Raw genomic sequence first — 25,193 nt, 5'->3', positions numbered from 1 at the left:
TATTGAGCCTCAGGCTGAGAACAAAAAATTAGGGTCACTTTATGAAATCATATTTCCTCTTAGTTGCAGCGGCAGGTGTTATGAGTGGTTGCACGACCACCAACCCAAGCAGTGACCAGCGCCTCTGTGAGACGACACTGCACAATTACATAAAATATCGAGATTCGGGTTCAACACAAGCATACCAAAGTGTTTTTACACAGGATGCAACATTTAGTATCCCAGCACTCAATATCAATATTACTGGTGCTGAAGAAATAACAATAAGGCAGCAACAAGCCATAAAAACAACAAAGAGTATGCACATGATAACCAGTGCCGATATTCAACCTATCGCGGCAAATAAGTTTAGTGCTAAAAGCTATTTTGTTCTTTATCAGCAGCCAAAATCTCAATCAGATGCCCCAATCACCGTATTTAACGGCGTGTATGAAGACGAGCTTAAAGTAATCGATGGCCGATGCTTAATCAATCACCGCCTTGTTAACGTGATCAAAAAAGAGACTTGGCATTAGGCGTTATTGACCCGGTTATTGTTTGTGGCATTGTGCAATTTTGTACAAGACTTATTGAGTGAAGACAGATACGCTTTTCATCAATGGGGGAGAGAATTATGCAACACTCAAAGTTTAGTTTTCATCGTGAGCTCGGTGGCCTAGAAGTACTACACAACATTGATAAGCAGGAAGACTTTGGTAGACATAGCCACAGCGGCTATACGCTTGCCATAGTGGATAGTGGTGCACAGCGATTCTACCGCAGCGGCGGTGAACACTTAGCTAGTCAGCATAGTGTCATTTTGATAAATGCAGAGCAGGTGCACGACTGTAGAAAGGCATCCAAAGATAAGTCTTCGTACCGTTCACTCTACCCAACGCCTGAACTATTCAATCAGTTTCTTGGTGATGGTAAGGCAATGGCTCCTTTTTTCCATGATGCAGTGGTACACGACCGAGTACTTGCGGCACTCATGAACAGCACTTTTAACGTCTTAGAATGTGGTACCAGCGTGCTTGAAAAGCAGTCTCAACTTATTACTCTGCTATCTTATTTAAGCAATAAGCAAGGCAAAGTCACATTCGATACAAAAATCCCTTCGGTTAAGCAACGAATTACCACAGCACGCCATTTTCTTTTGGATAATTTATTTGAAGATGTGTCACTCAACTCCTTAGCGAGCCTTGTCGGCATGAGTCCCTTTTACTTTATTCGCGTGTTTAAGGCCCACACAGGCCTCACTCCCCATGCCTTTCAAATACAACACCGGCTTAATCATGCCAAGGCATTGCTGCGCAGTGGCAAAAGTGTTTCCCATGCAGCATTAAGCGTCGGCTTTTATGATCAAAGCCACTTCAACCGTCATTTTAAAAAGAATATGGGGATCACACCCAGTCAATATAGCAAGGCTTGTTAATATGAAAGTCGCAGTATGCAAAGGCTTTTGGGATATGTTGCCATTAAATCTCGCCGTACTTCCTTGGGGAATATTGTGTGGCTCCCTTGCCGTGCAAAATGGCTTTACGCCGCTCGAAGCACAGTTAATGTCGTTATTAGTTTTTGCAGGCTCGGCGCAGTTAGTGGCAATAGAGCTTATTGCCAAAGACACAGCGCTTATCACCTTGCTTGCGACTACCTTTATTATTAGCGCGAGACATTTACTCTACGGCCTTGCTATCCGCAATAAAATGATAGATAAGCCCCTTAAATGGCGTGGCCCCATTGCGTTTTTTCTCACTGACGAATTGTTTGCGTTTTCCCATCACCACCGAGCCTACCAAGGCAAACTTCGGCTCGTGTATGCGCTCATCGCAGGTGGTAGCTTTTATGTTGCATGGAATCTGTGGACGCTCATAGGTATTGTCGCAGGTCAGTTTTTACCTGACTTGACCAATCTTGGCTTAGACTTCGCGATTGCAGCAATATTTATTGCTTTAGTGGTTCCGAGTATTAACGCATTACCCGTGTTATGCGCTTGTTTAACGTCGGCCGTAACTATCTTAGTGTTCAAACTGATCCATTTTGAATTTGGTTTAATTGCCTCAGCACTGCTCGGAATGTCGGTGGGATATGTGCTACAAAGTAAAAAGGAGCATGTATGATCACCACTATTTTAGCCATGGCTTGTGTCACGTTTGCAACTCGGTATTTATTTTTGGCAAAACAACTGCCTTTTACTATCGGTCCTAAACTACAACGCTTTTTAAGTTTTAGCGCCCCTTGCGTACTGACCGCCATTTGGGTACCCATTGTATTTATTCAGGACAAACACCTTGCCATCACGCCAAGCAACCCCTATTTGGTCGCCGCAACGGTCGCGGTAATACTGGCGTTTCGCTTTAAAAACCTCTATGTCACCACATTTGGGAGCCTAGCTGTGTTTTACTTGCTGTACTAAATGCGAAATGGTTACGGCCGTTGGATTAAACCCCAAACGCATGAGCGCCGTTTCATTGTCTGCTTTACTCACGCAAACCAATGCGCGCTGGTTTAGCGCTTCGAAGCGCCCTGTCACATGGGCTTCACGGCCAATCGCAGCAAGTGGAAATACCATATCGCCTTGCTCAACTTCGATATTTACATCTAGGCCATTTGCGACTCGTAGCGTCATCCAGCAACCTAATTTTCTGCAAACATGAGTGACCACCCCTTTTACGGTCACAAGGTTTGTTGTGTAGTCATTGAGATTTGGCAATATGTGCTCTGCCTCGACTAACTTAGACATGTCTGCACCACCGGCAAATTCTAGCGGGCTTGAAAAGCTAAACCGAGAAAATACCGCCAAAGAGAGTGCTGTTAGTTTTATCGTATCCTTCATCATTGCGACTCCATAGCTTTTATCACTATTACCTCATCAATTGCTTACTCCTATAAAAAGTTATGGAGCATCAATCATATAGCTATATAAAAGTACAATTCGCAACTAAAATCAACACAAAAGTTAATAAAAGGTAAATTTAGAAATTAAATGTTTTTGAAATTGACGCCACAAATGTAGAATCTGCATAGGAATCAATATCATTGCTTTCATAACCCAATGAAAAAGACCACGTACTAATCGAGTAAGTTCCAGTTAGATGCCAGTGGGTATAGTCATCATCACCCGACTCCCATTCGTATTTATCACTATCAAAGCTCATTGAATGATCAACCCCGAGCGTCAGTGACCACCGATCTGTGATTGGGATACTATGCGTGAGCATCACTATCCCATGAGCAGCCCCTGTTCCAAAGTAATCCCATGCATACCAAAAGTCTAAATTTGTCTGGCCGTAATTAAACTTTGCATAGGCTTCTGCATAGTTATAATCAGAACTCACATCATCACCATGATAGGTATATTGCGAGAGACCAACATCAAGCTTTAATTTTTCAGTTAGCGTAAATTTGTAGCCACCATACAGATCTCCTTCTAAATCCGTGCCATCTCCAAAATCTACTTGAGACACCCAGCCTCCAGCATACCAGCCACTTTTTCCAAACCAATCTAAACTGACTTGAAGCGCTTCGTCTTCCTTAGTTTGACTCACGCCATTAAATAAATAATCGGAAGCCAATGTTACAGTAGAAGATGTCGCCGCGTTGACGAATAGTGGAGTAACCAACAATGGCAGCAGCCAGTATTTTTTCATCTTTGAAATCACCCTTTAATTGCAGTCATTTCAAGCATAGACCGCAGTTCCCACCCTGTCACTGACACAGTTTCATCCACTTTTTAACGTGCTTGGCATGATTGTTTTTCGTTTTATAAGCGTCTGGCTGGCGGTAATAAAAAAGTACTCATTGATGCTAAAAGGCGAGTAAGCAGGTACATAAAGTGCGCTGTGAGTTATCAATAAATCACTCCGCTTGCAGGACAGCACCTAATGGTTCTGTTAGGATGCGTTTTTTGCCTGTAGAACCTTTGGAAAAGCCCTTGAAATTGTCATTTATATTTCGCTTACTGGCGTTACCCACACTGCTATTTACGCTGACAACTCAAGCCGCGTCTGTTTATATACAAGCAGGGCCGGGGAGTTTTAATCATGCCGCACTTGACCTACTCGCCAACCGCCAGTCGCAGGACTATGAGCGCTTTTACTCGGGCACCCCTGAGCATACTTATGCCAATGCCGCACAAGCGCAGAGCTGGGCCTTTAGCGCGCTGGCCAACTCCACTATTGAAGGACAACTGGTCCCAGCCATTGTCAATGCGATGCGTAACTACAAGGTAACTGAGCTGAGTGGCGCTGTGTATATGCCCATCGAAATGTGTGTTTTTGGATTGAACAAGACAGCTAAAATTACGCATGTAGCATCCCACCCAGCAGCTCTGAGCCAAATTGGTCATTGGCTCAATGCTCATCAGGTACAAACCAAGCCCGTGCCCAAAGGCACCAACGAAGCGGCTCGCTTACTTGCAAATGGACAATTTGATCAAAACACCGTTGCCGTAGGTAGCTGCGCACTCAAAGTGGTTTACCCAGAGCTGGCACTACGCAAAGTAAGCGTTCAGGATAACGCGGATAACCATACGCTGTTTGGTCTGATGAAAGTGGAAAAACGGTCTCAGCCGATAAGCGAAGATGAAGCTCGCGCCGCGCTGGCACAGATCGTTGAAAAGGCGAATACATTGGTCAAAATGCGAACAGACTCTGCAGAGGTGTTATTCTCACATATCAACCAACGCCTTGCTCAGATGCAGCCTGTAGCACTGTTTAAAGCACAACAACACAGGCCAATTGAAGACTTATCCCGTGAAGCCACTGTGCTTTCAAAAGCGCTAGAGCAAGCCCGCCAGCAATGTCTGGATAGTGCAAGCGTAGAGACGTTTTTCCAAGCACAAATGGATGCAGCAAAGGCTATTCAATACAGATACCGGGCACAATGGCTGGCTGAGGGCGTACCAAACGAAGATGCCAATTTGGATCAGCTAAGAAGCACATTAAATCAGCTTGGTGCAGCCATTCTTGAAACACTGACCCAGCATCTTGCCAAGCACGGTAACCTCACAGATGAACTGGCAGGCTTATTTAACCAAATAATAAACACCGAACAGCTCTTTGCAAACGACAAAACTAGACTCTTTTCAGCACTGCAAAAGGTGCGTAGGGTGGATAACTGCACTATCACTGCTTCATAAACAAATTAGCGACTTGTTGCGATAGCAACAAGTCGGATTAGCTGATGTCTTGCCTGATTAGGGCTACACCAATGACATCAGCGGTTTTTCCTTGCGTTGATGGCCGAAACATATGGGCCTGTTAAACTTTCACTTTGCTTTTCACTCTTTAATTTCAGTCACTTCATGCAAAGACCCATTTTATTGATCTGCATCCATTTACATTCATCTTGGCAAAGATAATAATGAGAATGATTTTTAATTAAGGAGTTAATATGAAGACCTCTCTTTCCATCACATTACTTAGTCTAGGTGCCTTTCTCTTCTCTCATGCCGCATCAGCAAATGAATGTGAGCTCAGCATCGAAGCCAACGACATGATGCAGTTTTCTAAAAAATCACTCAGCGCGCCATCTAGCTGTAAAGAAATTTCAGTCACGTTAAAGCATACGGGCAAGCTGCCAGCCACTACCATGGGTCACAACTGGGTGTTGAGCAAAGCTGCAGATGTTCAAGCCGTTGCAACCGATGGCATGTCGGCAGGTGCAAATAATAGCTATGTAAAGCCAAACGACAGCCGCGTTTTAGCCGTATCAAAGGTGATTGGCGGTGGCGAGCAAACCACAGTGACCTTCTCTACTGAGCAGTTAAAGCAAGGTGACAGCTACAAGTTCTTCTGCTCCTTCCCGGGCCATTTCGCCATTATGCAAGGCACCTTTACACTTAGTTAGCCATTTTCGGAGCGGAGTTTATACTGAGCCTTTTCAAAAACCCGCTCTTACAGTTACCACTCGGGGAGCTTTATACCTTGATGAACAAGCGGTTTTTTCAAGCATTCTGCCGCCCCACTCCAGTTAGGCTATCTCTCTCACTGCAATTATTACTTACCCCTTGAACAACATACCTATAATCATTACAATCAATTGCAAACAATAATGATTATCACCATCATGAGCTTTTTCTCAATTATACCGTTTTGGTTTGCCGCCGTGTTGCTCTACTTAGCAAGTCCTAAGCAACGATTTTTGGCCTCTTCGATACATAAACCCATAGCATACAGTATGGCTGTAGTCCTTGTTTTGTCTGGGGTAATTATATTAACTCTGCAGTACCCAATTATTTCTGCAATGTTAGCCAGTCTCGTTTTAATTATGTTTTCTTTGGTGTCGGTGACTCTAATAAGTGGATACTCAGTAAAGCGCCTCTATCTATGCTCAACACTTATCTTTTTGCTATCTCTATTTTTTGGAGGACTAAGTTATGTGGCCTAAAACGTTAGTTGGGTTTTTCTTAGGCCTGTTACTGTCTATTTCTTTGGTGCTAAACCTCAACTTGCTCCTGCCATTTTCAGAGTCCACAAAGCTGATGATAGGTCTGGTGCTGGCATTTCCGATATGGGCGGCGATCTTAGTTTGGAGCTATGCACTTTCAAGCGCTAAAGCCGCGTGCAAACCTTTGTTTGCTATCTTTATTCCCTCTATGCTACTAAACACAGCATTACTGTTAATAAGATAAACAATGAAAAATCAAACACTAAAATCATTGACCGAAGCACATGCATGGATTGGGATCATTATTTCAACGGTACTATTCATTGTGTTTATTGCGGGATCTTTGAGTCTATTCAGAGACAACATCACGGGCTGGGAACGTGCCTCCCTAGCCGCCCAGTCTAACGAGCCACTTAGCGCTATTTCCTACGACAAAGCGATCACATCAATTGCGCAGCAATACGATGTCGATACACACCATGGCTTTTTTATGCGCGAGCCTACGCCACATAACCCTTTTATTGAAGTTTACTTTGCAACCCATTTAGACGAGCCGCACCCGATCACGGGCGAAGATCATCAAGACCAGCACCTTCTGCTATCACCACAGACGGGAGAAGTCCTCGCTGATGCCGACAGATTTGAATTTGCCAGTTTTCTCTATGAGTTGCACTATGATTTAGGGCTTGGCCGCGCCGGACTCTATTTTGTTGGGATCATCACCCTCTTTTTCTTCGTTGCTGTGCTAAGCGGGGTCATCATTCACTGGCGCAAAATAGCCAAAAACTTTTTCCAATATCGCGCCGAAGGTAAAAAAGACAAATGGCTAGATGCGCATAATCTAATTGGCACGATGGGCCTACCATTTCACTTAATGTATGCCTTCACAGGATTAGTATTTAATCTCGTTATCATTTATCAGATTTCATACGCCGTATTACTTTACGGTGGTAACCAAACGGCTCTGCTCCAAGCAGCTGGATTTAATGAACCAAACATTGAAGCACTGGAGCAATCACGACCAATGCGCGGCGTCGATCAACTAAGACTTCAAGCACTAGATACGTTAGGAGATGTATCGCTCACAACGGTGGAAATCACCCACTTTGGCGACAAAAACGCAGTAGTGAGTTTTACCGCGAAAAGTAACGATGCTTTTTCAAATTACAAAGAAGTACAATACACACTAAACGACCAATCACAAATTTATCTCACTGAAAACAACTACGACAACGCTGTTCGCGCAGGGCTCTCTACCATCGCGAGTCTTCACTTTGGAGATTTTGCTGGGTATGGCATGCGACTGGCATTTTTGAGTCTTGGCCTTGCAACCGCCTATTTAATCGTTACCGGTAATTTGCTGTGGATTGACAAGCGTGCCAAGCAGAAAAAGCAAAGCGCTAAAAGTCTATTGTTTGTAAAACGATTAACATCAGGTGGCTTTATCGGTGTGCTATTGGCCATCGCCATCGGATTCGCGATGACGACTTTTCTATCGACAAGTCACATAGACAAACTAGAGACGGTTAAGTTTTCGATGTTTTCAGCCTTTCTCTTTGCACTCATTAGCAGCCAATTCGCAAAGCACGTATTGTCGTTTAGCAAAGTATTATTAGGTCTAAGTGGTATTTGCTATTGCTTAAGCGCGGTCATGAATGCGGCGTCTTTTGTCTGCCAGTACAATACCTTACCCACCCAAACGAGAGTTGACTTTGCTATCGTAACTGCACTTATGTGTTTAATGGCCTTGATTTGTTGGAAGACAGTGTCACGGATCAACGCGGCAGCAAAAACTTCTGTGCCTGTTTCGCAAGATCAGCAGCCACAACAAACCATGAGCTAATCAAACAGCATCTAGAATAATAAAAAAGCGGGCTTACATAGCCCGCTTTGCCATACACTCACAGGGAAACAATGTGAAATTAAAACTCTGTCTTAAATCTTAGGTAGTACTCACGACCCAGATATAAAGACGAATGAATGGGATCTGCGTTATTTCCATTACCCGTCGCAAAAGGCGGCGCTTCATCCAATAGATTGTTAACGCCCAGCGTAATTTGAGTATCAACAGAGTCTGCATGGTAGGTTACTTGGGCATTATGTGTCAGCGTGCTATCAACGGTATTGGTAAAGTTAACGATTTGGTCACCTTGTTTAACCGATACTTCTTCTAACATCGAATCGATGTAGTAACTTTGCCAACTTGCGCTAAAGTCGTCATGCTGCCAATTAAGTGCAAAGTTAACTCTGTGCTCAGGCACCGCCATCTGGCCATTAACGCGCTGTCCGGCTCTGTCTTTGGTTGCAAGGCCTGGTTCAATGACTTCATGTTTACTCACAAATGACCAGTTTAGTGCGGTACTCAAATCACCAAATGAAAACTGCCCGATGTCAAAACGAACTTCAGCGTCTACCCCTTGACGATTTAATGCATTGAGGTTTTCATTAAATACATCAACGCCGGTGATCACCCCCTGAAACTCACCGGATTGAACACGATGAACAGAGTCGCAGTACAAACCATTATTCATACATTCACTCAATTTGGTCACCGCGCTAATGTTACCAATGGCATCTTTTAATTGGATGTCATAAAAATCTAAGGTGATTGAACCGTTAGTAAGCCAGCTCGGCTGATAAATCACGCCAAGTGTTTTGCTCGTCGCGGTTTCTGGTTCCAACTCCGTGTTACCGCCAGTATTGGTTCTGATCTGCCCGATCGTTTCTCGGTAACTACCATCAGCGGGAACGCCTGTGCTGACACAGTTTTGGTTTGGATTGGCTACCGCACAAGGATCATCGCCATTTTCAAAGCCAGGTAACCTTCCTTTATAAAGTTCCACCACATTAGGCGCTCTAAATGCTTGTGACCAAGTCCCTCTAAAACTCAACTGCTCATTCAACGCCCAAAATACGCCTACTTTTGAATTGGTGGTCGAGCCAAACGTATCAAAGTCTGAATATCGAGTCGCGAGGTTTAACTCTAGGCTCTGCGCCCAATTATGGTCTGATAACAGTGGTACAACAGCTTCTAGATAAGCTTCATTGAGCGAATATTCACCACCAGTTGGTCTACCTAACCCATCCGTGACTAAAATATTAATAGAAACGGCATCTGTTTGATTGCGCGCCTCAACCTTTTGATTTTCGATGCCAAAAGACACACCGAGGTCGCCCGCAGGCAAACTCGCCACGACACCACTTACGTTCGCGCTGGCGATTTTAATCTGGTTATGACCTTGTTGGATCCCTGGCCAATCACCAGAGAGATAATTTAGCATGTCCTCGGAGATCTCAGAGTCGGTACCGGGTTGACCAAAAATATTAAGCGGCACACAACCCGCAATTAGCGTATCCGGTGTAGCACCACAGCGCAGCACGCCTTGCTCATCAAAGTGGGTAGGACCAACCGCATTTTTAGCCGCTGGCCAATTGAATATACCAGTTTTTAGTCGTTTGTTTGAGTTGCGACCAAAATTGTAGGCCAGCTCCCAGCTCCAATCAGCATTAAAATCACCAGAGAGCGCCATCACAATACGGTATTGGCTGTTTTCCACATGGTTCATACGGCCATTGGTTTCCACCATTCTGCGACGCCAGTCATTGATGGCATAAGGATTACCATCTTTGTCTTTTGGACCGAATTGTTGGTTGTAATAATTATCAGGAGAGTAAGTGAAATCTAAATACCCACCCCAAACTGGAACTAATGGCTGAGGCGCACCATTGGTCGTGGATTTTCGATGTGAATAAAGCGCCTCGAAATTGAATACCACGTCATCCGAAAACTTCAAATTGCCAAGATCATACTCGCCAAACGCACTCATGCTATAGCGTTCAAAAGGCGTTTGCAGCAAGCTCGGCTCTTGGTAGTTATATAAGTCATTTTGCGCAAGTGACGCATCGGAGATAGTTTCACGCCACTCGCCATACTCTGGGCCTCGGGTAACAAATATCTCCTTGCCATTTTCATCCGTGACTTTTAGGTTACTCCATGGCATTGCGGAACTACCGCCTTGGCCGTAACTGCCATCGGGGTTGAGGGTTAAATCAAAGCGGCTAAAATCTCTGTCACCAGCATACACTTCTTGTTTTTCATCGTAGCTGGCACTCACCATAAAGCGCCCTTTATCACCAACAATGCCTGTTACGAGTTCCAAAGAAGTTGTATCAGCATCGCCTTCAGCAGATTGGCCAATGGAGCCACTGACCTCAAAAATATCGCCCGTTTGGCGAGTAATAATGTTTACGACACCAGACACCGCATCAGAGCCGTAAATAGAAGAGGCACCATCCAATAAAATTTCAACACGTTCAATAATCGCAGTAGGAATAGCACTCAGGTCAACCGCAGCATCCGCGCCATTACCCCCGTTTGGTAAGCGGCGGCCATTTAGCAAGACCAATGTGCGCTGTGCACCTAAACCGCGTAAGTCGAAGTTTGTCACGCCCGACGTATTTTCATTTTGAGAAGCATTAGGTGCACTGGCGGAAACCGTTAGATTTTGCAGCATATCGCCAATATTTTTAAATCCAGTTTGCTCAATATCCGCTCTAGATATTGTGGTTACCGCGCCGGGTTTACTTAGGTTTGCCCGCGCGATTCGCGACCCCGTCACCATGATCTTCTCAACAGGTTCCGACGCTGCTTCCTCGGCAAACACAGGGGCCGTCCACACCATAGCGCCCGAACCACATAAGCTGGCGATTGCCAACGCCAAAGTCGTTTTTTGTTTTGTTATTGTCATAACGGTTTCCTTTGTAACGTTCCAAATTATAATTAGACGCTGACGATAGAAAGTTTCTTATTATCACCACAGGGAATGAAATAGGTTATTTATTGCGCCTTTTTATACTGATAACACAATTAAATCGTTCCAACAAATGATTCTAGACGATTTGCGCAATATTTATTTACTTTTATTGAATATTCAAGCATCTAATTAAAAATCATGTACTCAGTAAGATTTAGCGTGTTCACTACCCAGAAAGTCACAAGTGTCACCGCTCTCTTAGCATTCAATATTGGCCTTTAAGGCCACCGAAATCTGGTAAAAAGCACTTACCGGGACTACCTTTATCTAGGGCCTGTTGACCTTTGCTGTTTGATTTTTGTTCTTCTGAGTGTGTTTTGGTCGCGACGCTCGACTTGCCGCCTAGTAATCTAGGCAAAAGTTGAGCAACAATGAACAAAGCGCACTCAGATGAACCCAAAGGGCAGCGCTTGATTAGCATTTCTACTGTGTTATCGCCAGACTTACATAGAGTGACTATGCTACACTGGCTCTGCCTTGTATAAATACCAATCAAACTGCTGCAAAAACAAACTTGAAAGATCAACAGGCCCTAGGGTTTATTAGTCTTTGCGATTTGATTTTTGTTCCTCTGAGCGTGTTTTGCTCGCGGCGTACAAATTGCCTGATGTACATATCGATCAAACTTCTGCAAAAACAAACTTAAAAGATAAACAGGCCCTAGCAATCTTCCGTCATCGAACAAACAAGGATCTCCCATGGATAAGAAGCAAAACACACCATCGATTTGTCCTTTTGCGCATGGTGCAAATACGTCGTCAGAGCATAGCGAGCACCAATGGTGGCCAAATAGCCTGAACCTAGACATATTGCATCAGCACGATACGAAAACCGATCCGATGGATGCCAATTTTGATTACAAAAGCGCATTTAACAGCCTTGATTATCCCGCCCTGAAAAAAGACCTCGAACAACTTATGACAGATTCGCAGCCATGGTGGCCTGCCGACTGGGGACACTATGGTGGATTAATGATCAGAATGGCATGGCACGCTGCAGGCAGTTATCGTGTTGCGGATGGTCGCGGTGGCGCAAACACGGGTAATCAGCGTTTTGCTCCGCTAAACAGTTGGCCGGACAACGGAAACTTAGATAAAGCGCGGCGTTTACTTTGGCCGATTAAAAGAAAGTATGGCAATCGTATTTCGTGGGCCGATTTAATCGTGCTGGCGGGCAATGTTGCTTATGAGTCGATGGGATTCAAAACCTTTGGCTTTGCCGGTGGCCGAGAAGATATCTGGCATCCAGAAAAAGACACCTACTGGGGCAGCGAAAAAGAGTGGCTGGCTCCCTCAAATAACCAAAACAGCCGTTATAGCGGCGAACGCGATTTAGAAAACCCGCTTGCCGCTGTGATGATGGGTCTTATCTACGTTAATCCTGAGGGCGTAGATGGTAATCCCGATCCGTTAAAAACAGCTGAAGATATGCGTGTTACCTTCGCTCGAATGGCAATGAACGATGAAGAAACGGTTGCGCTAACCGCTGGCGGACACACTGTGGGTAAAGCGCACGGAAATGGCAATGCCGATGAATTAGGCCCGGAGCCCGAAGGCGCGGACTTGCATGAACAAGGTTTTGGTTGGATGAATCACAGCTCGCGTGGCATTGGCTCTGATGCGGTAACCAGTGGTATTGAAGGCGCTTGGACGACGAACCCAACTCAATGGGACAATGGCTACTTCTACTTGCTGTTCACATACGAATGGGAGCAAACCAAAAGCCCTGCGGGTGCATGGCAATGGCAGCCTATCAATATAAAAGAAGAAGATAAACCAGTTGATGCTGAAGACGCATCTAAACGCTGCATGCCGATGATGACAGATGCCGATATGGCACTGAAAATGGACCCTACTTATCGTAAAATTTCAGAGAAGTTTTATGCCGACCCCGACTATTTTAACGATGTTTTTGCAAGAGCGTGGTTTAAGCTTACCCATCGCGACCTTGGCCCAAAAAGTCGTTATCTAGGCCCTGAAGTCCCTAACGAAGATCTACTTTGGCAAGACCCCGTCCCCAGCGTTAACTACACCCTAAACGACAGTGAAATTAGCGCACTCAAGCAACAAATTCTAGCAACCAATGTGACGCTTTCAGAATTAGTAGCCACCGCGTGGGATAGTGCGAGAACGTTTAGATATTCCGATTTTAGAGGGGGTGCAAATGGTGCGAGGATCCGCCTAGCCCCGCAAAAAGATTGGCTTGGAAATGAGCCGGAGCGTCTAGCGAAAGTGCTTGCGGCATTGGAAGCCGTGCAAAGTAATTTTACGCCTACCGTAAGCATGGCTGATTTAATCGTATTGGGTGGCTGCGCTGCTGTTGAACAAGCGGCTAAAAATGCCGGAGTATCAGTTCAAGTGCCTTTTACCGCTGGACGAGGCGATGCCACAGACGAGCAAACCGACATTGAGTCATTTGATGTATTAGAGCCTGTACATGACGGTTTTCGCAATTGGCAAAAACAGCACTACAGCGTAAAACCAGAAGAAATGCTACTTGATAGAGCCCAACTGATGGGGCTCACTGCCAAGGAAATGACCGTACTGATCGGCGGCATGCGCGTGCTTGGCACCAATCACGGGCAAACATCGCATGGCGTATTTACCGATAACGTTGGCACCTTGAGTAATGACTTTTTCGTCAACTTGACCGATATGGCATATCGTTGGGAGCCAAGTGGAGAAAACTTATATGAGATAAAAACACGCGACACGAACACGGTAAAATGGACCGCGACTCGCGTTGATCTCGTCTTTGGTTCTAACTCTATCTTGCGCGCTTACGCCGAAGTCTACGCACAAGATGATAGCAAAGAGAAGTTTGTCCGCGACTTCGTTGAGGTATGGACAAAAGTAATGAATGCAGACCGATTTGACCTAAAATAACCACTTAAAAAAAACCTAGGATGTGATTATTCTTTACGCTGATTTTCAGCAGCAAAGACAATCACATCCTAACCACTACATTGGTTTACACAAAACCCTAGCCAGATGCTTGCCATTGTTTCCTATCGTTATATGCTAGAAATCAATAATAAAAATGAATGCAGGGATATTATGTTTAAAAAATCACTCATTGCATGCACCTTGCTCGCCACGCTAAGTGCATGTAATCAAACCACTCAACAAGTTGGTAAGCCGCAAACCAATCAAGTTGCCGCTGATTTTAAAACCTATTCAGCAGAAACTTTTTTTGATACCACAAATATTCAGGGCAGCGCGTTTCGCCCTGATGCACAGAAAATTTTGGTCACTTCTGACGAGTCGGGAATATATAACCTCTATGAAGTTGACGTCAAAACCGGCGAAAGATCACAAATAACGGATGCCACCGATTCAACCTACCCAATCGGATATTTTCCAAATGATCCCCGCATCTTATTCACGCGAGACAACGGTGGAAATGAGCGCTTTCATGTTTTTGTCCGTGACGAAAATGGCCACGTTAAAGATCTCACGCCAGGAGAAAAAGTGAGAGCTGGTTTTATCGGTTTTACTAACGATAACAATGCCTTCTACGTGTTAAGCAACCAGCGTGACGAGCGCTTTATGGATCTATATCGCTTTGATGCTGCCACCTACGAAAGTGAACTTATTTATAAAAATGACAAGAATTTAAATGTCCAACAGGTGAGTGAAACCGATCGCTACCTTGCACTTATCAATGCGCAAGGTAATAAAGACAGCGACTTATTCTTACTCGACTTACATAACCCCGGCGCCCCTCTCGTTGAGATTTCAAACGTGGCGCACGAGGCAAACTTTTCCGCTTCAGCATTTTCTAAAGACGACAAATATTTATACTATGGGACCGATGCCCATGGTGAATTTTATCAAAATTGGCGCTATGAAATCGCGGCGGGTAAACACACGCCGTACATAGAAAAAAATTGGGACGTGAGGTTCTTATATTTCTCCGATTCCAACCGCTATCGTGTTGTCGGTGTGAACGAAGACTCTAGCGTAAAAGTCACGATCACCGATCTTAAAACAGGAAAGGACATCAAACTCCCTAAGCTCCCTGCAGGTAGTATCAACGGCGTTAACTTCTCCGATGACGAAAAGCTGATGGCTTTTTATTTAAATTCAGATACATCACCAAATAACTTGTACGTATGGCGTGTTGGCAGTGATGAAGTTAAGCAGTTGACCTCAACCTTGAGCGACAAAATCAATACCGAACATTTGGTCGAGAGCACCATCGCTCGCTTTAACAGTTTTGATGGTTTGGAAGTGCCAGGCGTACTCTACAAGCCAAAGCTTGCTAGTTCGACAAATAAGGTGCCCGCGCTCGTATTTGTTCACGGAGGTCCCGGAGGCCAAAGCATGACGGGTTATAGTGCTCTTACTCAGCATTTGGTTAATCAAGGGTATGCGATTTTCGCCGTAAACAACCGAGGCAGCTCTGGCTATGGTAAAACCTTCTTCCACTTAGATGACAAACGTCATGGTGAGGATGATTTACAAGACATCGTTTGGAGTAAAAAATATCTACAACAGCTAGACTGGGTCGATGCTGATCGTATCGGCATAATGGGCGGAAGCTACGGTGGCTATATGACTGCAGCGGCACTGGCATTTGAACCTGAAGAGTTCAAATTAGGGATCAACATCTTTGGTGTGACTAACTGGGTAAGAACCCTTGAGTCTATTCCACCATGGTGGGAAGCATATAGGAAGTCTCTATATGATGAGTTAGGCGATCCGGCTACCGATAAGGAGCGTTTGCATCGTATCTCACCACTTTTCCATGCCAAAAATATCACTAAGCCATTGATGGTTGTGCAAGGTGCAAACGATCCTCGTGTACTTCAAGTAGAGAGTGATGAATTGGTCGAAGCCGTTCGCTCAAACAATGTGCCTGTCAAATATGTACTATTTGACGATGAAGGGCATGGGTTCTCTAAAAAGGAAAACCGTATTGAGGCCTCTCAAGCCTATCTCGACTTTCTTAAAAAGCACCTTTAACAAATAGGCTGCCGGATCCGAGTATCTAACTTCAGGTTATTTAGCTCGGATCCGAACTACTCACACTGCTTGCTTATGACTATACTTTGACCAAAATTATACCAATTAGCTTAATTACGAAATCTATTTTGAAGCGAGAAAACCTGAGCTTCGGAGAATTCAGCACGCGCTAAGCTCGGCAACTATCCAATCCCTAAACGCCTTTAATTTAGGCCACTCAAAGTGACGCTCAGGTGCGACCAAGAAGTAGCGATATTCACACAACCATGCAAAGTCGGGATAGATTTCTAACTGGCCAAGCTCTAAAGATTGATTCACTAAACGTCGACGTAACAAAGAAAACCCCTGCCCAGCCACCGTTGCCTGCTGCACCAATGCCGCATTATCAATTTTAAGATTACTGAATGTATGACCACTTAAACCCAGTTGCTTGTTTAGCTCAAGCCACGCATGTTCATTATCTCTACCTTCGTCATAAATAAAATTGAGCTTTGATAGCTGCTCTCGCAGCGGTTGGTTTGGGTCAATTAATCCAGGGCGGTAGGCAAGAACTAACTCATCCTCCGCGATGAGTTCGCTTTTTAGTCCCGGATAGTTACCAAATCCAAAGCGGATCCCAATATCGATATCGTCGTGGTTAAAATCGGCGAGTTGCTCAGTAGGATCAATACGTAGCTGGAAGTCTGGCAACGCCTTGTTGAAGCTCGCCAATCTAGGCAAAAGCCAACAAGTAGCAAATGAAGGCAAAACCGACAGGTTAATAGTATTTGGGTTCGGATCTGATTTTAACGTCGATAGACCCATTTCCATTTGCCCAAAGGCCTTGTGTAAGTAAGGCAACAAGTCTTGCCCTTGCTGAGTTAGCAATACCTTCCTTGTTTGCCGCTCGAACAACATGCAACCAAGCTGTTGCTCGAGGGTTCTTATCTGTTGACTCACGGCAGCTTGAGTCACAAATAAGGCTTCCGCCGCCTGCTTAAAACTACCTAATTCTGCCGCCGTTTTAAAATACCAAAGTCCTTTGAGTGGAGGTGATTTCATTCGCCATCTTACTTAATTAAAACTTAACTATAGGTCAGAATTTCTAGTTTGTCAGTTTTATGAATGCACACAATACTTAGCAATGAAATCAGAGACGGAAGGAGTCTTTATCATGAAATACGCAATTATTCTTGCATTTCCTCTAGCAGCACTCGCATCAACATCCGAGCAGGTACAAACTGAAAAAGTATTTACCGATGCAGGATACCCCTACAAAAACTTAATTATGAAGGCCGAAAAAGTGGAGCTTGTTTATTCAGAAGAGCAAAACAAAACGACCTGTCGAGTTAAGGTCTATAGCGGTGATGTACTTCATGAAGGGGAGCCTATGGAGATATCGGCTAAAACGTTTTCAACCGATCCCGTCAAGGGCTGCCTTGCCCGGCAAAATGCCAAACACATTTTAAGTTTGCTTTAATATAAGCTAACCCGAAATCAGAATAACAACTTGTGCGCTAGCAGTTGTTATTCTTCGGTTAGCTTCAGTTAAGCAACCTGATTGATAAGCTGCTGCCGCTTGAACCAAAAAGGCGCATCACACCAACGTTTTTCCTTATTATAAAACTGCTGCTTTAGCGCTAAGTACTGATCAAACTGATGTGCTAAGTCTTGTTGATATACTTTGCTGCTATGCATAAATGCTTGAGATGTTTTGGTATTGCCGATAATGGCTGCCGCTTGGCACCCCGATGTCATGGCAAACCCTAATCCCATAGAAGAAATAGGGTCAAACGCACAAGCCGCATCCCCCACAGGTAAATAATTTTTGAGATGAGCAAAACTGCTAAAATGACTCCCGGCAGGTCTGATCCATAGATTTTCGTCGACCATCTTTGCCCCCTCAACCCGCCTTGACATATATTTACTGCTACCTAAGTGAGCTTGCCACTGCGTTAGACGATTTAAGCGCTGCTTTGAGAGCAATTCAAAATCACTGAAATACGTTACAACTAACATATCGTTAGAAAGTGCCGCACTGTACCACCAGCCAAATTCATCGCTTTCAATTAATTGCAGTTGCTCAAGCGCCCCTCGCTTTACTTTAAAGAAGGCACCAACCCCTGTAAGTCTGTCATATTGCTGAACAGCCGCTCCTAGAGATTTGCCAATCAGCGAATTACGCCCAGACGCATCCACAAGATACTCGCAAACAATGGTAAACTGACCATAGTCAGGATGACTCACGACCACTGAATAACGGCCGTCTTGTAACTGAGTAATTGCTTTGCTTTTAGTGCGCGGGAATACCGTACCACCACGCTGGATCGTGCTTTCGAGCAAGGTTAGATCGAATATCTCACGATTAATTTGATAGGTTGCTCTATCTGGTGCAAAAATCGCGTGACGATTAGCGGATTGCTCACTTCCCCAAAACGCACTATTACCTTGAGTTGGAGTAAAACAGTGCGGACCGAAATCCGCTCTGTCTATCTGCAAATACTCCAATACCGAAAACACACTTGCAGATACACTTTCGCCAATTCTTAATTTTTGTAAATCAGACTGCTCGATTAAAATGACTGATAGGTCTGTGTGATTGAGCAAGTTTAATGCGGTGCTAGCCCCAGCAGGGCCAGCACCAATTACTAGCACATCACATTCGTGAGTACCATTCATACCCATTACCGTCTTGTTCGAGTACCGCTGCGAGGCACTTTTTTCGCAGCTCGTTTTTGCGTAATTGGCTTCGCCATTTTTTCTTCAAGCCCTTTTAGTATTGCTTTGGCCTTAGAGCACCCGCAAGACAGGTGATCTTTAAGGTCATCAGGAATGTAAAACACCGGAATATCAGTTCCGTCGTCTTGGCAATTCCCGGTAATATCGGAAACAGGCACATCCTTATACGCAAACAATTGGTGATTACGTTCGATTTCCGTAAAATACGGGAAATTCGGTTCATCACTATTTTGATTGCGGATAAAACCAAGTGCCGACCAATGCTCAACCATTTGCACAAAACTATTAATACCCCGTGCATAGTTGACTTGCTGGCCAGCTGGAAGGTGAGTAAGTGATTGATCATCAAATTGATTCGTCAATACATCCCAAGGGCTTTGCGGTGGCCACCAGTAACTGTAGTAAGTTGGGGCAGCAGGCACCATTTGCGGATCGTCTTCCGTGCCGACATTCACTTTATTCACCGTTGGCTCGGTAAAGTTCACATTTTGAATGGTACAATTGAAAAAGTCAGCTTGCCATGGGCATGCCATGCGCTTGGTTAAATCTCCAGGCTGACATCCACCGCCTTCGCACTCATCACGCTCAGCATCCAAACCGCTCGGAAAGCCATTACCCATGCTTTGATCTTTGATGATATAAGGCGCCGCGTACACTGCTGGATTTTGTAAACTCCACGTTACCTCAATCCCTGGACACATAGGTAAGCCAACGCAATTACCCACGCTACCTTGATCCGCATAAAATACGCCAAACTCATCGACTGCGCTCTGTGGCGCTGAAGGTTTAGCACTTGAAAAGTTACCAGCAGCCCACTGACTCAGTAAGAAATATTGAGTCTGCGTTAACGTCAGAAACTTATCGACAATATTGTCTTCAGCGTTGCTCACCGAGTTACTACCAGAGTTCATTGGCATCAGTGGTAAATTACCCTCAATACCATACTCGAAGAGTTGCTGATTGGTTTGATCGTTTGGCGGAGTTTGCTGCACTGTGGCTGGGTCAACTGGCTGTCTAAAATACTTAAAGTAAGCCTGACGATTCGCTTTGTTATCTTCAGAGCTGTCTTTAAAATCAAAAATATTGGAAACAAATGCCGACATAGATTGGACATTTGATACCCACTGATACCGACTGATACGCTGGATAATCGGCTCAATATCTTGGTAATAATTTGCCTGATAAGAAGACTGATACTCACCATTGCTGTAAAGCTCAGGACATAAGTTTTGTTCACGTACCGCAACGTCAAACATAGTATCACTGAGGTTGGAGATATTGACGATTTCCGGTGCAAAGTCCGGAGAGCCAACAATTACCCAAGCTGAGAGCTGCAAGGTTTTACCATCGTCAAACGTAACCGTGCAATACACAGTCCCATCCGCAATATCATCATGCCACGTGTCCGCGCCACCGTAAGATTCAAGAGGCTGGTTACCACCCGCATTCCCTTTACCGCCAAGTACTACTAAGCGGCCTTCGTTATCGGTTAAAATATCTCCGAGCGACTTTATTTCAGTGCCTTGGCACGGTTTGGGAGGGAAACTAACCGGATATCCTGCAGGGGCACTGGCGGCGTCAAATTCAGCTTTTGCATTTGCGCCAGATATCGTTCTTGGACCTGGGTCAATAATTAGGCTTCGACGATCCGTTGCATCTGCATTACGCCAAGGCGTGTTGCGATTGCTATAACTATTATCTTGACCATAGAGTAAGTTGCCTTGTAATTCATTAAACTCATACCATGCCGCCTTTTTATTCGCGACGTGTACGGTCCAACTAATGGATTTCACGTTATCGCTCGATAACGTTAGTTCATTGTTATTTTCGTCAATGATTTTAAAGGGTTGGCCCTGTCTGCGGATCCGGCCTTCTGCATCTTTAAACTGACTGACAGGGCTGTCTATCTGATTGCCCCATTCATCGGATTCAAACGGTAAACCACCTATTTTGTCTGGTGCTAAATAAAACTGACCATCGCTATTACCGAGTCTTGCGACACCGACAGAGGGGTGAAGTGAATAGTTCATATTTATATCCTTTAGATATAGTAACCACGGCACAAAACAACACACTTGTTAACAAAACATACTCAAGTGTGCGCTAACTTTCGCTTAAATTGAGTCCCAGCTAAGTAGAGTAACTGTAGCACCAGCAATAAAATGTGTATATTTCACTTCATTACAGAACATACGACACGAACAAAATAATCAACAACCATATGATATTAATTGAAAAATATTTTTATCTTTTTTAAACCATGTAAGAGCCTAACACTCAAAGAACAAATCAGGTGATTAGAAAACTTATTCGTTACAAACAAAAATTAATTGAAACATTTATTTCACAAACTATAATCCTTGTCCCTCAGTTGAGTAAAAACGTTATTTTTTGCTTTTAGTTTTCAAGGAGTAGATATGAAAATAAAGCCTCTCACATTTGCACTAGGACTTGCATTAAGCAGCACAGTTCAAGCATTCACCCAATTTGGTGGACAAGGGATCATGCCCATGGGACATGAATGGTTAACCCGCACCGCAGCACTTGAAGTGCTGGATGCCGAACACATTATCGAACCAGATCCCAACGACCCCAGACACGCTTGGCGCTATGGTTTGGCAAAGAACATCGCGCTACATACCGCACAAGATGAAATTACTCGACTCCAGTCCCAGTTAAACAACAACCCGCTCTATGAACCAAGATACGACAGTGTGAACTCCGCCATCGTTGGTGAGCGCTGGGTTGATATTGCTGGATTTAACGTCACCAACGCCAGTACCGACCCTACCGGCCCAAACTGCTTTAGCGCAGTCTCGCAAGAGCCGGCTGACATTCAGCTAGATCACTTTATGCGCCGCTATGATGATATTGCAGGCCAAGGTGGTGTAGATGCAGCTTATCGCGCGCAAAAACGCTTTGTTCAACATTTTATTGATGCGGCTATGGCTGAGGAAAAGCGCCTCAAGGTATGGGATGGTGGTGGCCACGCCGCCCTTGCGGAAGTAGATCATAATTACTTTTTGTTTGGCCGTGCTGTTCACCTATTTCAAGACTCATTTAGTCCAGAACATACGGTAAGGCTCCCAAAAGATAACTACGAAAAGGTTTGGCAAGTAAAAGCTTACCTTTGTTCTGAAGGTGCCGAGCAGCATTCGCACGATACCAAAGATGTGCTCAACTTCGCCAGTGGCGATGTAATTTGGCGAGCGAATACACGCTTAGAATCTGGTTGGCAGTCTTATCGTATTAGTAGCATGAAACCGGTTGCGATTGTCGCGCTGGAGGCCAGTAAAGATCTCTGGGCTGCGTTTATTCGCACAATGGCAATACCAAAAGCACAAAGACGTAGCGTAGCCGAGCAAGAAGCACAGCGACTAGTACAAAACTGGTTGTCGTTTGACGAGGCAGCTATGCTGGCTTGGTATGAGGACGAAAGTAAACGTGACCATACTTATGTACTGGCCCCTAATGAGTCGGGAAAAGGGAAGTCGCTTGAAGCCTGTATGGCAGAGCTAAATGTAGGTACAACTAGCCAAGCCGAGCGTGTTGCACAGCTAGATGCAGAGCGAAACCAATGTCTTTTTAATATCGAAGCCGAACCTGGTTTTGAAGATCTTAACGACCCACACTTAGATATACCCTACAACTGGCGTTGGAAATCTCTAACCTGGCAAACGCCACCAAGCGGCTGGACATATCCGCAGTTAAGTGGTGATTCGGGCACACAAATCACGATAAAGTCGCCAGTAAATAATCAGTATTTAGCGGCACAGACCCTGAATAATGACACCCGAATTACCTTTAGCCCAAATGAGCCTCTCGATTTAATTCAGGTAACCAATGCTGAGGGTCTGCACTATTTTAGAGCCACTCAAGCCCCTTCACTGTTTTTAAGTTACAGCAGCAAAAGCGCAGGTTATCTCAAGCTCGTAGACTCCCCTAAACAAGCACTCTACTCGTTGATATATCAAGGTGGTGTTTGGAATATCAAAAATCAATTTTGGCAGCAATATATTTGGTTTAACCAAGCACAAAACCAACCTGAGTTAAATCGCCATGGCGAGCCGGACCAGTTATCCGCTAAGTGGATGATTGAAGGCATATAACGTAACACAACCCCCAACCAACAGGCCCTATCATTTAGGGCCTTTTCCTAAATAGACTCACTCAGCGTGCCTGATACAAAGTACTATTAACTTTTCTTGCGCAGCCAAAAGAGGCTTCCTTCAACGCTTAACCAGGCTTTTTTGCCACCACAATCTATATAACTTAAGACTTCTTCTTTTGAACCCAGTGTGTAGCCATATATCTCTTTTTGCTTAGTCTTTTCTTGACCTGTAAGCATCTTGATAAAGTGCTTATTGTACCCTTTGATTGTTGCTTTTAGCTCATTCAAGGCTTTGCTCTCGCCATCCTGCGCAAAACGCATCAACGCCTCTGCAGATAGCATAAAAATACTCTCTTCTTCATATTCACCGAGGCAAGCTTGTAGTTTATCCCACTGTTTTAAGATCACTAAACCGTTCACATACAGGTATCGACAGGCCTGATTGTCGTTAGGATTAAGTCGCAGCAGCACTTCTAGTTCATCAACCGCCTCTTGTACTCTGTCTGCCCAAAAGTAAATCCACGCTTTATGGTAACGAATAAACATATAAGGTCTGGTTTCGTGGATAAGCCAAAAATCACCTTGATTTTCCTCAATATAATCAGGCGTAATAAAGTCTTGTTCTTCATTATGAATAAACTGGTCAAGTAAAGGGATTGAATCGATGTGAGTCAATTTGAGTAAGTTCTCAATCAGTGAGTTTCTTATTTCTTCTTGTTCTTCGTCAAAATCTTCTTCAAATTCAAACGCTCCGAACTCGTTGTCTAATTCAGGATCCCAAATTAAAGTATCCCCTAACTCCATAATCGCGCCTGCCAAATAACGCTTTACGTCATGAGCCTCTCGCTCAAAAGGCATCATAGGCTCAGCGTGTGAAAACGCCTCCTTGGCTGCATCTAAGCTAGTAAACCCGGTGAGCTGTTGTTGTAATTCACTTACCGCACCTTTCTGCTCTAGTGACAAGTTCTCAAAAGATACTTTATCCAACGCCTTAAGCAGACCAAGACAAAAGCTCGGTAACGGAGCCCCCTTTGCTAATGATGCAGCAAAGTCTTGCTTAGAGAGCGCACACTCTTTTGGCAACTTATAAATTTTTCCATCCAAGCTTGAAACGCACTGCTCATGCAAATCCATTAAGGCCTCTAACTGAGCACGGTAAATAGCCGTGTAATCACCAAAGAGCTCAGGCAACCACTCGTGTATTTCAGCAATATCATTAATGGCAACTTTGCCAATCAAATAGCCTTCAACAAAATAATAATCCGGTTGATGCTGAGTATATTGAGAAAAGGCATTAACTGCTTTGCGTAACGCACTTGGAGTCATATAGAACATTCCTTTAATAATTGGGTAGGTAGGGGCAGCTTTACGCAGCGAACTCTACAAAAACATCGCGGAATAAATGCCCTCCTACCATACTAGATCCCACTGGTAAAAACCACTTCACGCGGCGATCTCTACATAAAACATCGCGGAATAAATCCCCTCATACCATACTAGCTCCCCGCTGGTAGGAGCCGCTTTACGCGGCGATCTCTACATAAAACATCCCGGAATAAATCCGCTCTCATCACACTAGCCCCCGCTGGTAGGAGCCGCTTTACGCGACGATCTCTTGCACCCCATTACAGAGAACCAACCCCTCACACAACCTTTCGACGCTCCAAACCCCAACAAAGCACTAAAGCAACCACACCACTTGCATAGGTAACATACAAAGGCACTGAGGTGTCGGCATCTTCAGCATACATAAACACACTCGACATCACCCAAGCTGCACCTGCACCAATCAATAACCACACCGCCGCAGAATACAGCTTATACACCGGCGCACTTATATAACCCGACAACACCACACAAGCCGCTGCTACACCGCCTATCACCGGCTTCTTCCACCAGCCCGCATATTCCGCCAACATCCCAGCCAAGGTTGCTGACACGACAAAAGTCACGACGACGATTATGATAGACAGTAAAAACTTAAGGGCTTGGTTCATCGGGCTATCCTTTATGCTAAAAGTGCTGATTAAAAAGAGCTTACTCAAAAAGTAACCAGCCGTCACTTTACCATTTTTGGGTTTCACTCTTAGGCTTAATATCTTGAAAAACTTCGACAAGCAATATTTTGCTATGACTAAACTACTTTAATAATCACCTGCAATTTAAGCCCAACAAGGTTATAGTCAATACAAAGGAAATCAAAAACCAAACAAA

Annotated in this window: 21 protein-coding genes; 12 read left to right on the top strand and 9 right to left on the bottom strand. The window is 44.5% G+C overall.

Features of this window, described 5'->3' with window-relative positions:
- Nucleotides 1-41: 41 nt before the first annotated feature.
- From PPIS_RS22510 to PPIS_RS22495, 4 genes are all read left to right on the top strand, one after another.
- Nucleotides 42-515, top strand: coding sequence for a nuclear transport factor 2 family protein (locus PPIS_RS22510; protein WP_010375312.1), 474 nt, complete (start codon nucleotides 42-44; stop codon nucleotides 513-515).
- A 98-nt stretch (nucleotides 516-613) separates the two neighbouring features.
- Entirely contained in the window at nucleotides 614-1,414 is an 801-nt protein-coding gene (locus tag PPIS_RS22505) for an AraC family transcriptional regulator (protein WP_010375314.1), read from the top strand.
- 1 nt (nucleotide 1,415) lies between these two features.
- The gene (locus tag PPIS_RS22500) at nucleotides 1,416-2,099 is read left to right on the top strand and encodes an AzlC family ABC transporter permease (protein WP_010375315.1); all 684 of its coding nucleotides are present in this window, start codon (nucleotides 1,416-1,418) and stop codon (nucleotides 2,097-2,099) included.
- The gene (locus tag PPIS_RS22495) at nucleotides 2,096-2,395 is read left to right on the top strand and encodes an AzlD domain-containing protein (RefSeq protein ID WP_010375316.1); all 300 of its coding nucleotides are present in this window, start codon (nucleotides 2,096-2,098) and stop codon (nucleotides 2,393-2,395) included. The genes PPIS_RS22500 and PPIS_RS22495 overlap by 4 nt, the downstream gene beginning before the upstream one ends.
- On the opposite strand, the gene PPIS_RS22490 is transcribed toward PPIS_RS22495, so the two are convergent.
- Entirely contained in the window at nucleotides 2,369-2,818 is a 450-nt protein-coding gene (locus PPIS_RS22490) for a DUF4920 domain-containing protein (RefSeq protein ID WP_019647446.1), read from the bottom strand. The genes PPIS_RS22495 and PPIS_RS22490 overlap by 27 nt on opposite strands.
- A 136-nt stretch (nucleotides 2,819-2,954) precedes the next feature.
- A complete protein-coding gene (locus PPIS_RS22485; protein WP_010375318.1) occupies nucleotides 2,955-3,629 on the bottom strand; it encodes a TorF family putative porin in 675 nt (224 codons plus the stop codon).
- A gap of 284 nt (nucleotides 3,630-3,913) precedes the next feature.
- On the opposite strand from PPIS_RS22485, the gene aroQ reads away from it, so the two are divergent.
- The 4 genes from aroQ (at nucleotide 3,914) to PPIS_RS22465 (ending at nucleotide 8,212) form a co-directional block, all read left to right on the top strand.
- Complete coding sequence (gene aroQ / locus PPIS_RS22480; protein WP_248694176.1) at nucleotides 3,914-5,119, top strand: gamma subclass chorismate mutase AroQ; 1,206 nt, start codon at nucleotides 3,914-3,916, stop codon at nucleotides 5,117-5,119.
- A 254-nt stretch (nucleotides 5,120-5,373) separates the two neighbouring features.
- Nucleotides 5,374-5,829 carry an azurin gene (azu, locus tag PPIS_RS22475; RefSeq protein WP_010375320.1) on the top strand — a complete coding sequence of 152 codons (456 nt, stop codon included), beginning with the start codon at nucleotides 5,374-5,376 and terminating at the stop codon, nucleotides 5,827-5,829.
- A 529-nt stretch (nucleotides 5,830-6,358) separates the two neighbouring features.
- Nucleotides 6,359-6,613 (top strand): hypothetical protein, encoded by a 255-nt coding sequence (locus PPIS_RS22470; RefSeq protein ID WP_010375321.1) that lies wholly within the window; start codon nucleotides 6,359-6,361, stop codon nucleotides 6,611-6,613.
- A 3-nt stretch (nucleotides 6,614-6,616) separates the two neighbouring features.
- Complete coding sequence (locus PPIS_RS22465) at nucleotides 6,617-8,212, top strand: PepSY-associated TM helix domain-containing protein (RefSeq protein ID WP_010375323.1); 1,596 nt, start codon at nucleotides 6,617-6,619, stop codon at nucleotides 8,210-8,212.
- A gap of 79 nt (nucleotides 8,213-8,291) precedes the next feature.
- Here PPIS_RS22465 and PPIS_RS22460 read toward each other — a convergent pair whose 3' ends face one another.
- Nucleotides 8,292-11,117, bottom strand: coding sequence for a TonB-dependent receptor plug domain-containing protein (locus tag PPIS_RS22460; RefSeq protein WP_010375326.1), 2,826 nt, complete (start codon nucleotides 11,115-11,117; stop codon nucleotides 8,292-8,294).
- Between the two features lie 271 nt (nucleotides 11,118-11,388).
- On the bottom strand, nucleotides 11,389-11,679 hold the full coding sequence (locus PPIS_RS22455) for a hypothetical protein (protein ID WP_249031273.1): 291 nt from the start codon (nucleotides 11,677-11,679) through the stop codon (nucleotides 11,389-11,391).
- A gap of 202 nt (nucleotides 11,680-11,881) precedes the next feature.
- On the opposite strand from PPIS_RS22455, the gene katG reads away from it, so the two are divergent.
- Nucleotides 11,882-14,068 (top strand): catalase/peroxidase HPI, encoded by a 2,187-nt coding sequence (katG, locus tag PPIS_RS22450; protein ID WP_019647448.1) that lies wholly within the window; start codon nucleotides 11,882-11,884, stop codon nucleotides 14,066-14,068.
- A gap of 171 nt (nucleotides 14,069-14,239) precedes the next feature.
- Nucleotides 14,240-16,150 (top strand): S9 family peptidase, encoded by a 1,911-nt coding sequence (locus tag PPIS_RS22445; protein ID WP_010375335.1) that lies wholly within the window; start codon nucleotides 14,240-14,242, stop codon nucleotides 16,148-16,150.
- Between the two features lie 159 nt (nucleotides 16,151-16,309).
- Here the strand turns inward: PPIS_RS22445 and PPIS_RS22440 are convergent, their stop codons facing one another.
- A complete protein-coding gene (locus PPIS_RS22440; protein WP_010375337.1) occupies nucleotides 16,310-17,191 on the bottom strand; it encodes a LysR substrate-binding domain-containing protein in 882 nt (293 codons plus the stop codon).
- 112 nt (nucleotides 17,192-17,303) lie between these two features.
- On the opposite strand from PPIS_RS22440, the gene PPIS_RS22435 reads away from it, so the two are divergent.
- Nucleotides 17,304-17,609, top strand: a complete 306-nt coding sequence (locus PPIS_RS22435) for a hypothetical protein (RefSeq protein ID WP_010375339.1) — start codon at nucleotides 17,304-17,306, stop codon at nucleotides 17,607-17,609.
- 68 nt (nucleotides 17,610-17,677) lie between these two features.
- On the opposite strand, the gene lodB is transcribed toward PPIS_RS22435, so the two are convergent.
- Nucleotides 17,678-18,808 (bottom strand): lysine-epsilon-oxidase maturase LodB, encoded by a 1,131-nt coding sequence (gene lodB / locus PPIS_RS22430; protein WP_248694177.1) that lies wholly within the window; start codon nucleotides 18,806-18,808, stop codon nucleotides 17,678-17,680.
- Nucleotides 18,809-18,813: 5 nt separating this feature from the next.
- Nucleotides 18,814-20,898 (bottom strand): CTQ-dependent lysine 6-oxidase LodA, encoded by a 2,085-nt coding sequence (lodA, locus tag PPIS_RS22425; RefSeq protein WP_010375342.1) that lies wholly within the window; start codon nucleotides 20,896-20,898, stop codon nucleotides 18,814-18,816.
- Nucleotides 20,899-21,285: 387 nt separating this feature from the next.
- Between lodA and PPIS_RS22420 the strand changes: the two genes are divergently transcribed.
- The gene (locus PPIS_RS22420) at nucleotides 21,286-22,977 is read left to right on the top strand and encodes a hypothetical protein (protein WP_010375343.1); all 1,692 of its coding nucleotides are present in this window, start codon (nucleotides 21,286-21,288) and stop codon (nucleotides 22,975-22,977) included.
- Between the two features lie 86 nt (nucleotides 22,978-23,063).
- Here the strand turns inward: PPIS_RS22420 and PPIS_RS22415 are convergent, their stop codons facing one another.
- Together PPIS_RS22415 and PPIS_RS22410 are read right to left on the bottom strand one after the other, a co-directional pair.
- Nucleotides 23,064-24,305 (bottom strand): UPF0149 family protein, encoded by a 1,242-nt coding sequence (locus PPIS_RS22415; RefSeq protein WP_010375344.1) that lies wholly within the window; start codon nucleotides 24,303-24,305, stop codon nucleotides 23,064-23,066.
- Nucleotides 24,306-24,622: 317 nt separating this feature from the next.
- On the bottom strand, nucleotides 24,623-24,976 hold the full coding sequence (locus tag PPIS_RS22410) for a hypothetical protein (RefSeq protein WP_010375345.1): 354 nt from the start codon (nucleotides 24,974-24,976) through the stop codon (nucleotides 24,623-24,625).
- Nucleotides 24,977-25,193: the final 217 nt, after the last annotated feature.

This window comes from Pseudoalteromonas piscicida, from assembly GCF_000238315.3.
GTDB lineage: Bacteria > Pseudomonadota > Gammaproteobacteria > Enterobacterales > Alteromonadaceae > Pseudoalteromonas > Pseudoalteromonas piscicida.
Note: the sequence above shows the minus strand (reverse complement) of the source record. Positions and strands in the feature narration are given on the sequence as shown.

Bases quoted from the DNA above. Each gene is read 5' to 3' on its own strand.
- PPIS_RS22485 (WP_010375318.1), bottom strand. From the start codon at position 3,629: ATGAAAAAATACTGGCTGCTGCCATTGTTGGTTACTCCACTATTCGTC.
- PPIS_RS22460 (WP_010375326.1), bottom strand. From the start codon at position 11,117: ATGACAATAACAAAACAAAAAACGACTTTGGCGTTGGCAATCGCCAGC.
- PPIS_RS22445 (WP_010375335.1), top strand. From the start codon at position 14,240: ATGTTTAAAAAATCACTCATTGCATGCACCTTGCTCGCCACGCTAAGT.
- lodA (WP_010375342.1), bottom strand. From the start codon at position 20,898: ATGAACTATTCACTTCACCCCTCTGTCGGTGTCGCAAGACTCGGTAAT.
- PPIS_RS22470 (WP_010375321.1), top strand. From the start codon at position 6,359: ATGTGGCCTAAAACGTTAGTTGGGTTTTTCTTAGGCCTGTTACTGTCT.
- PPIS_RS22500 (WP_010375315.1), top strand. From the start codon at position 1,416: ATGAAAGTCGCAGTATGCAAAGGCTTTTGGGATATGTTGCCATTAAAT.
- PPIS_RS22490 (WP_019647446.1), bottom strand. From the start codon at position 2,818: ATGATGAAGGATACGATAAAACTAACAGCACTCTCTTTGGCGGTATTT.
- lodB (WP_248694177.1), bottom strand. From the start codon at position 18,808: ATGAATGGTACTCACGAATGTGATGTGCTAGTAATTGGTGCTGGCCCT.
- PPIS_RS22415 (WP_010375344.1), bottom strand. From the start codon at position 24,305: ATGACTCCAAGTGCGTTACGCAAAGCAGTTAATGCCTTTTCTCAATAT.
- PPIS_RS22510 (WP_010375312.1), top strand. From the start codon at position 42: ATGAAATCATATTTCCTCTTAGTTGCAGCGGCAGGTGTTATGAGTGGT.
- PPIS_RS22440 (WP_010375337.1), bottom strand. From the start codon at position 17,191: ATGAAATCACCTCCACTCAAAGGACTTTGGTATTTTAAAACGGCGGCA.
- PPIS_RS22505 (WP_010375314.1), top strand. From the start codon at position 614: ATGCAACACTCAAAGTTTAGTTTTCATCGTGAGCTCGGTGGCCTAGAA.
- PPIS_RS22420 (WP_010375343.1), top strand. From the start codon at position 21,286: ATGAAAATAAAGCCTCTCACATTTGCACTAGGACTTGCATTAAGCAGC.
- PPIS_RS22495 (WP_010375316.1), top strand. From the start codon at position 2,096: ATGATCACCACTATTTTAGCCATGGCTTGTGTCACGTTTGCAACTCGG.
- PPIS_RS22410 (WP_010375345.1), bottom strand. From the start codon at position 24,976: ATGAACCAAGCCCTTAAGTTTTTACTGTCTATCATAATCGTCGTCGTG.
- katG (WP_019647448.1), top strand. From the start codon at position 11,882: ATGGATAAGAAGCAAAACACACCATCGATTTGTCCTTTTGCGCATGGT.
- PPIS_RS22465 (WP_010375323.1), top strand. From the start codon at position 6,617: ATGAAAAATCAAACACTAAAATCATTGACCGAAGCACATGCATGGATT.
- PPIS_RS22435 (WP_010375339.1), top strand. From the start codon at position 17,304: ATGAAATACGCAATTATTCTTGCATTTCCTCTAGCAGCACTCGCATCA.
- azu (WP_010375320.1), top strand. From the start codon at position 5,374: ATGAAGACCTCTCTTTCCATCACATTACTTAGTCTAGGTGCCTTTCTC.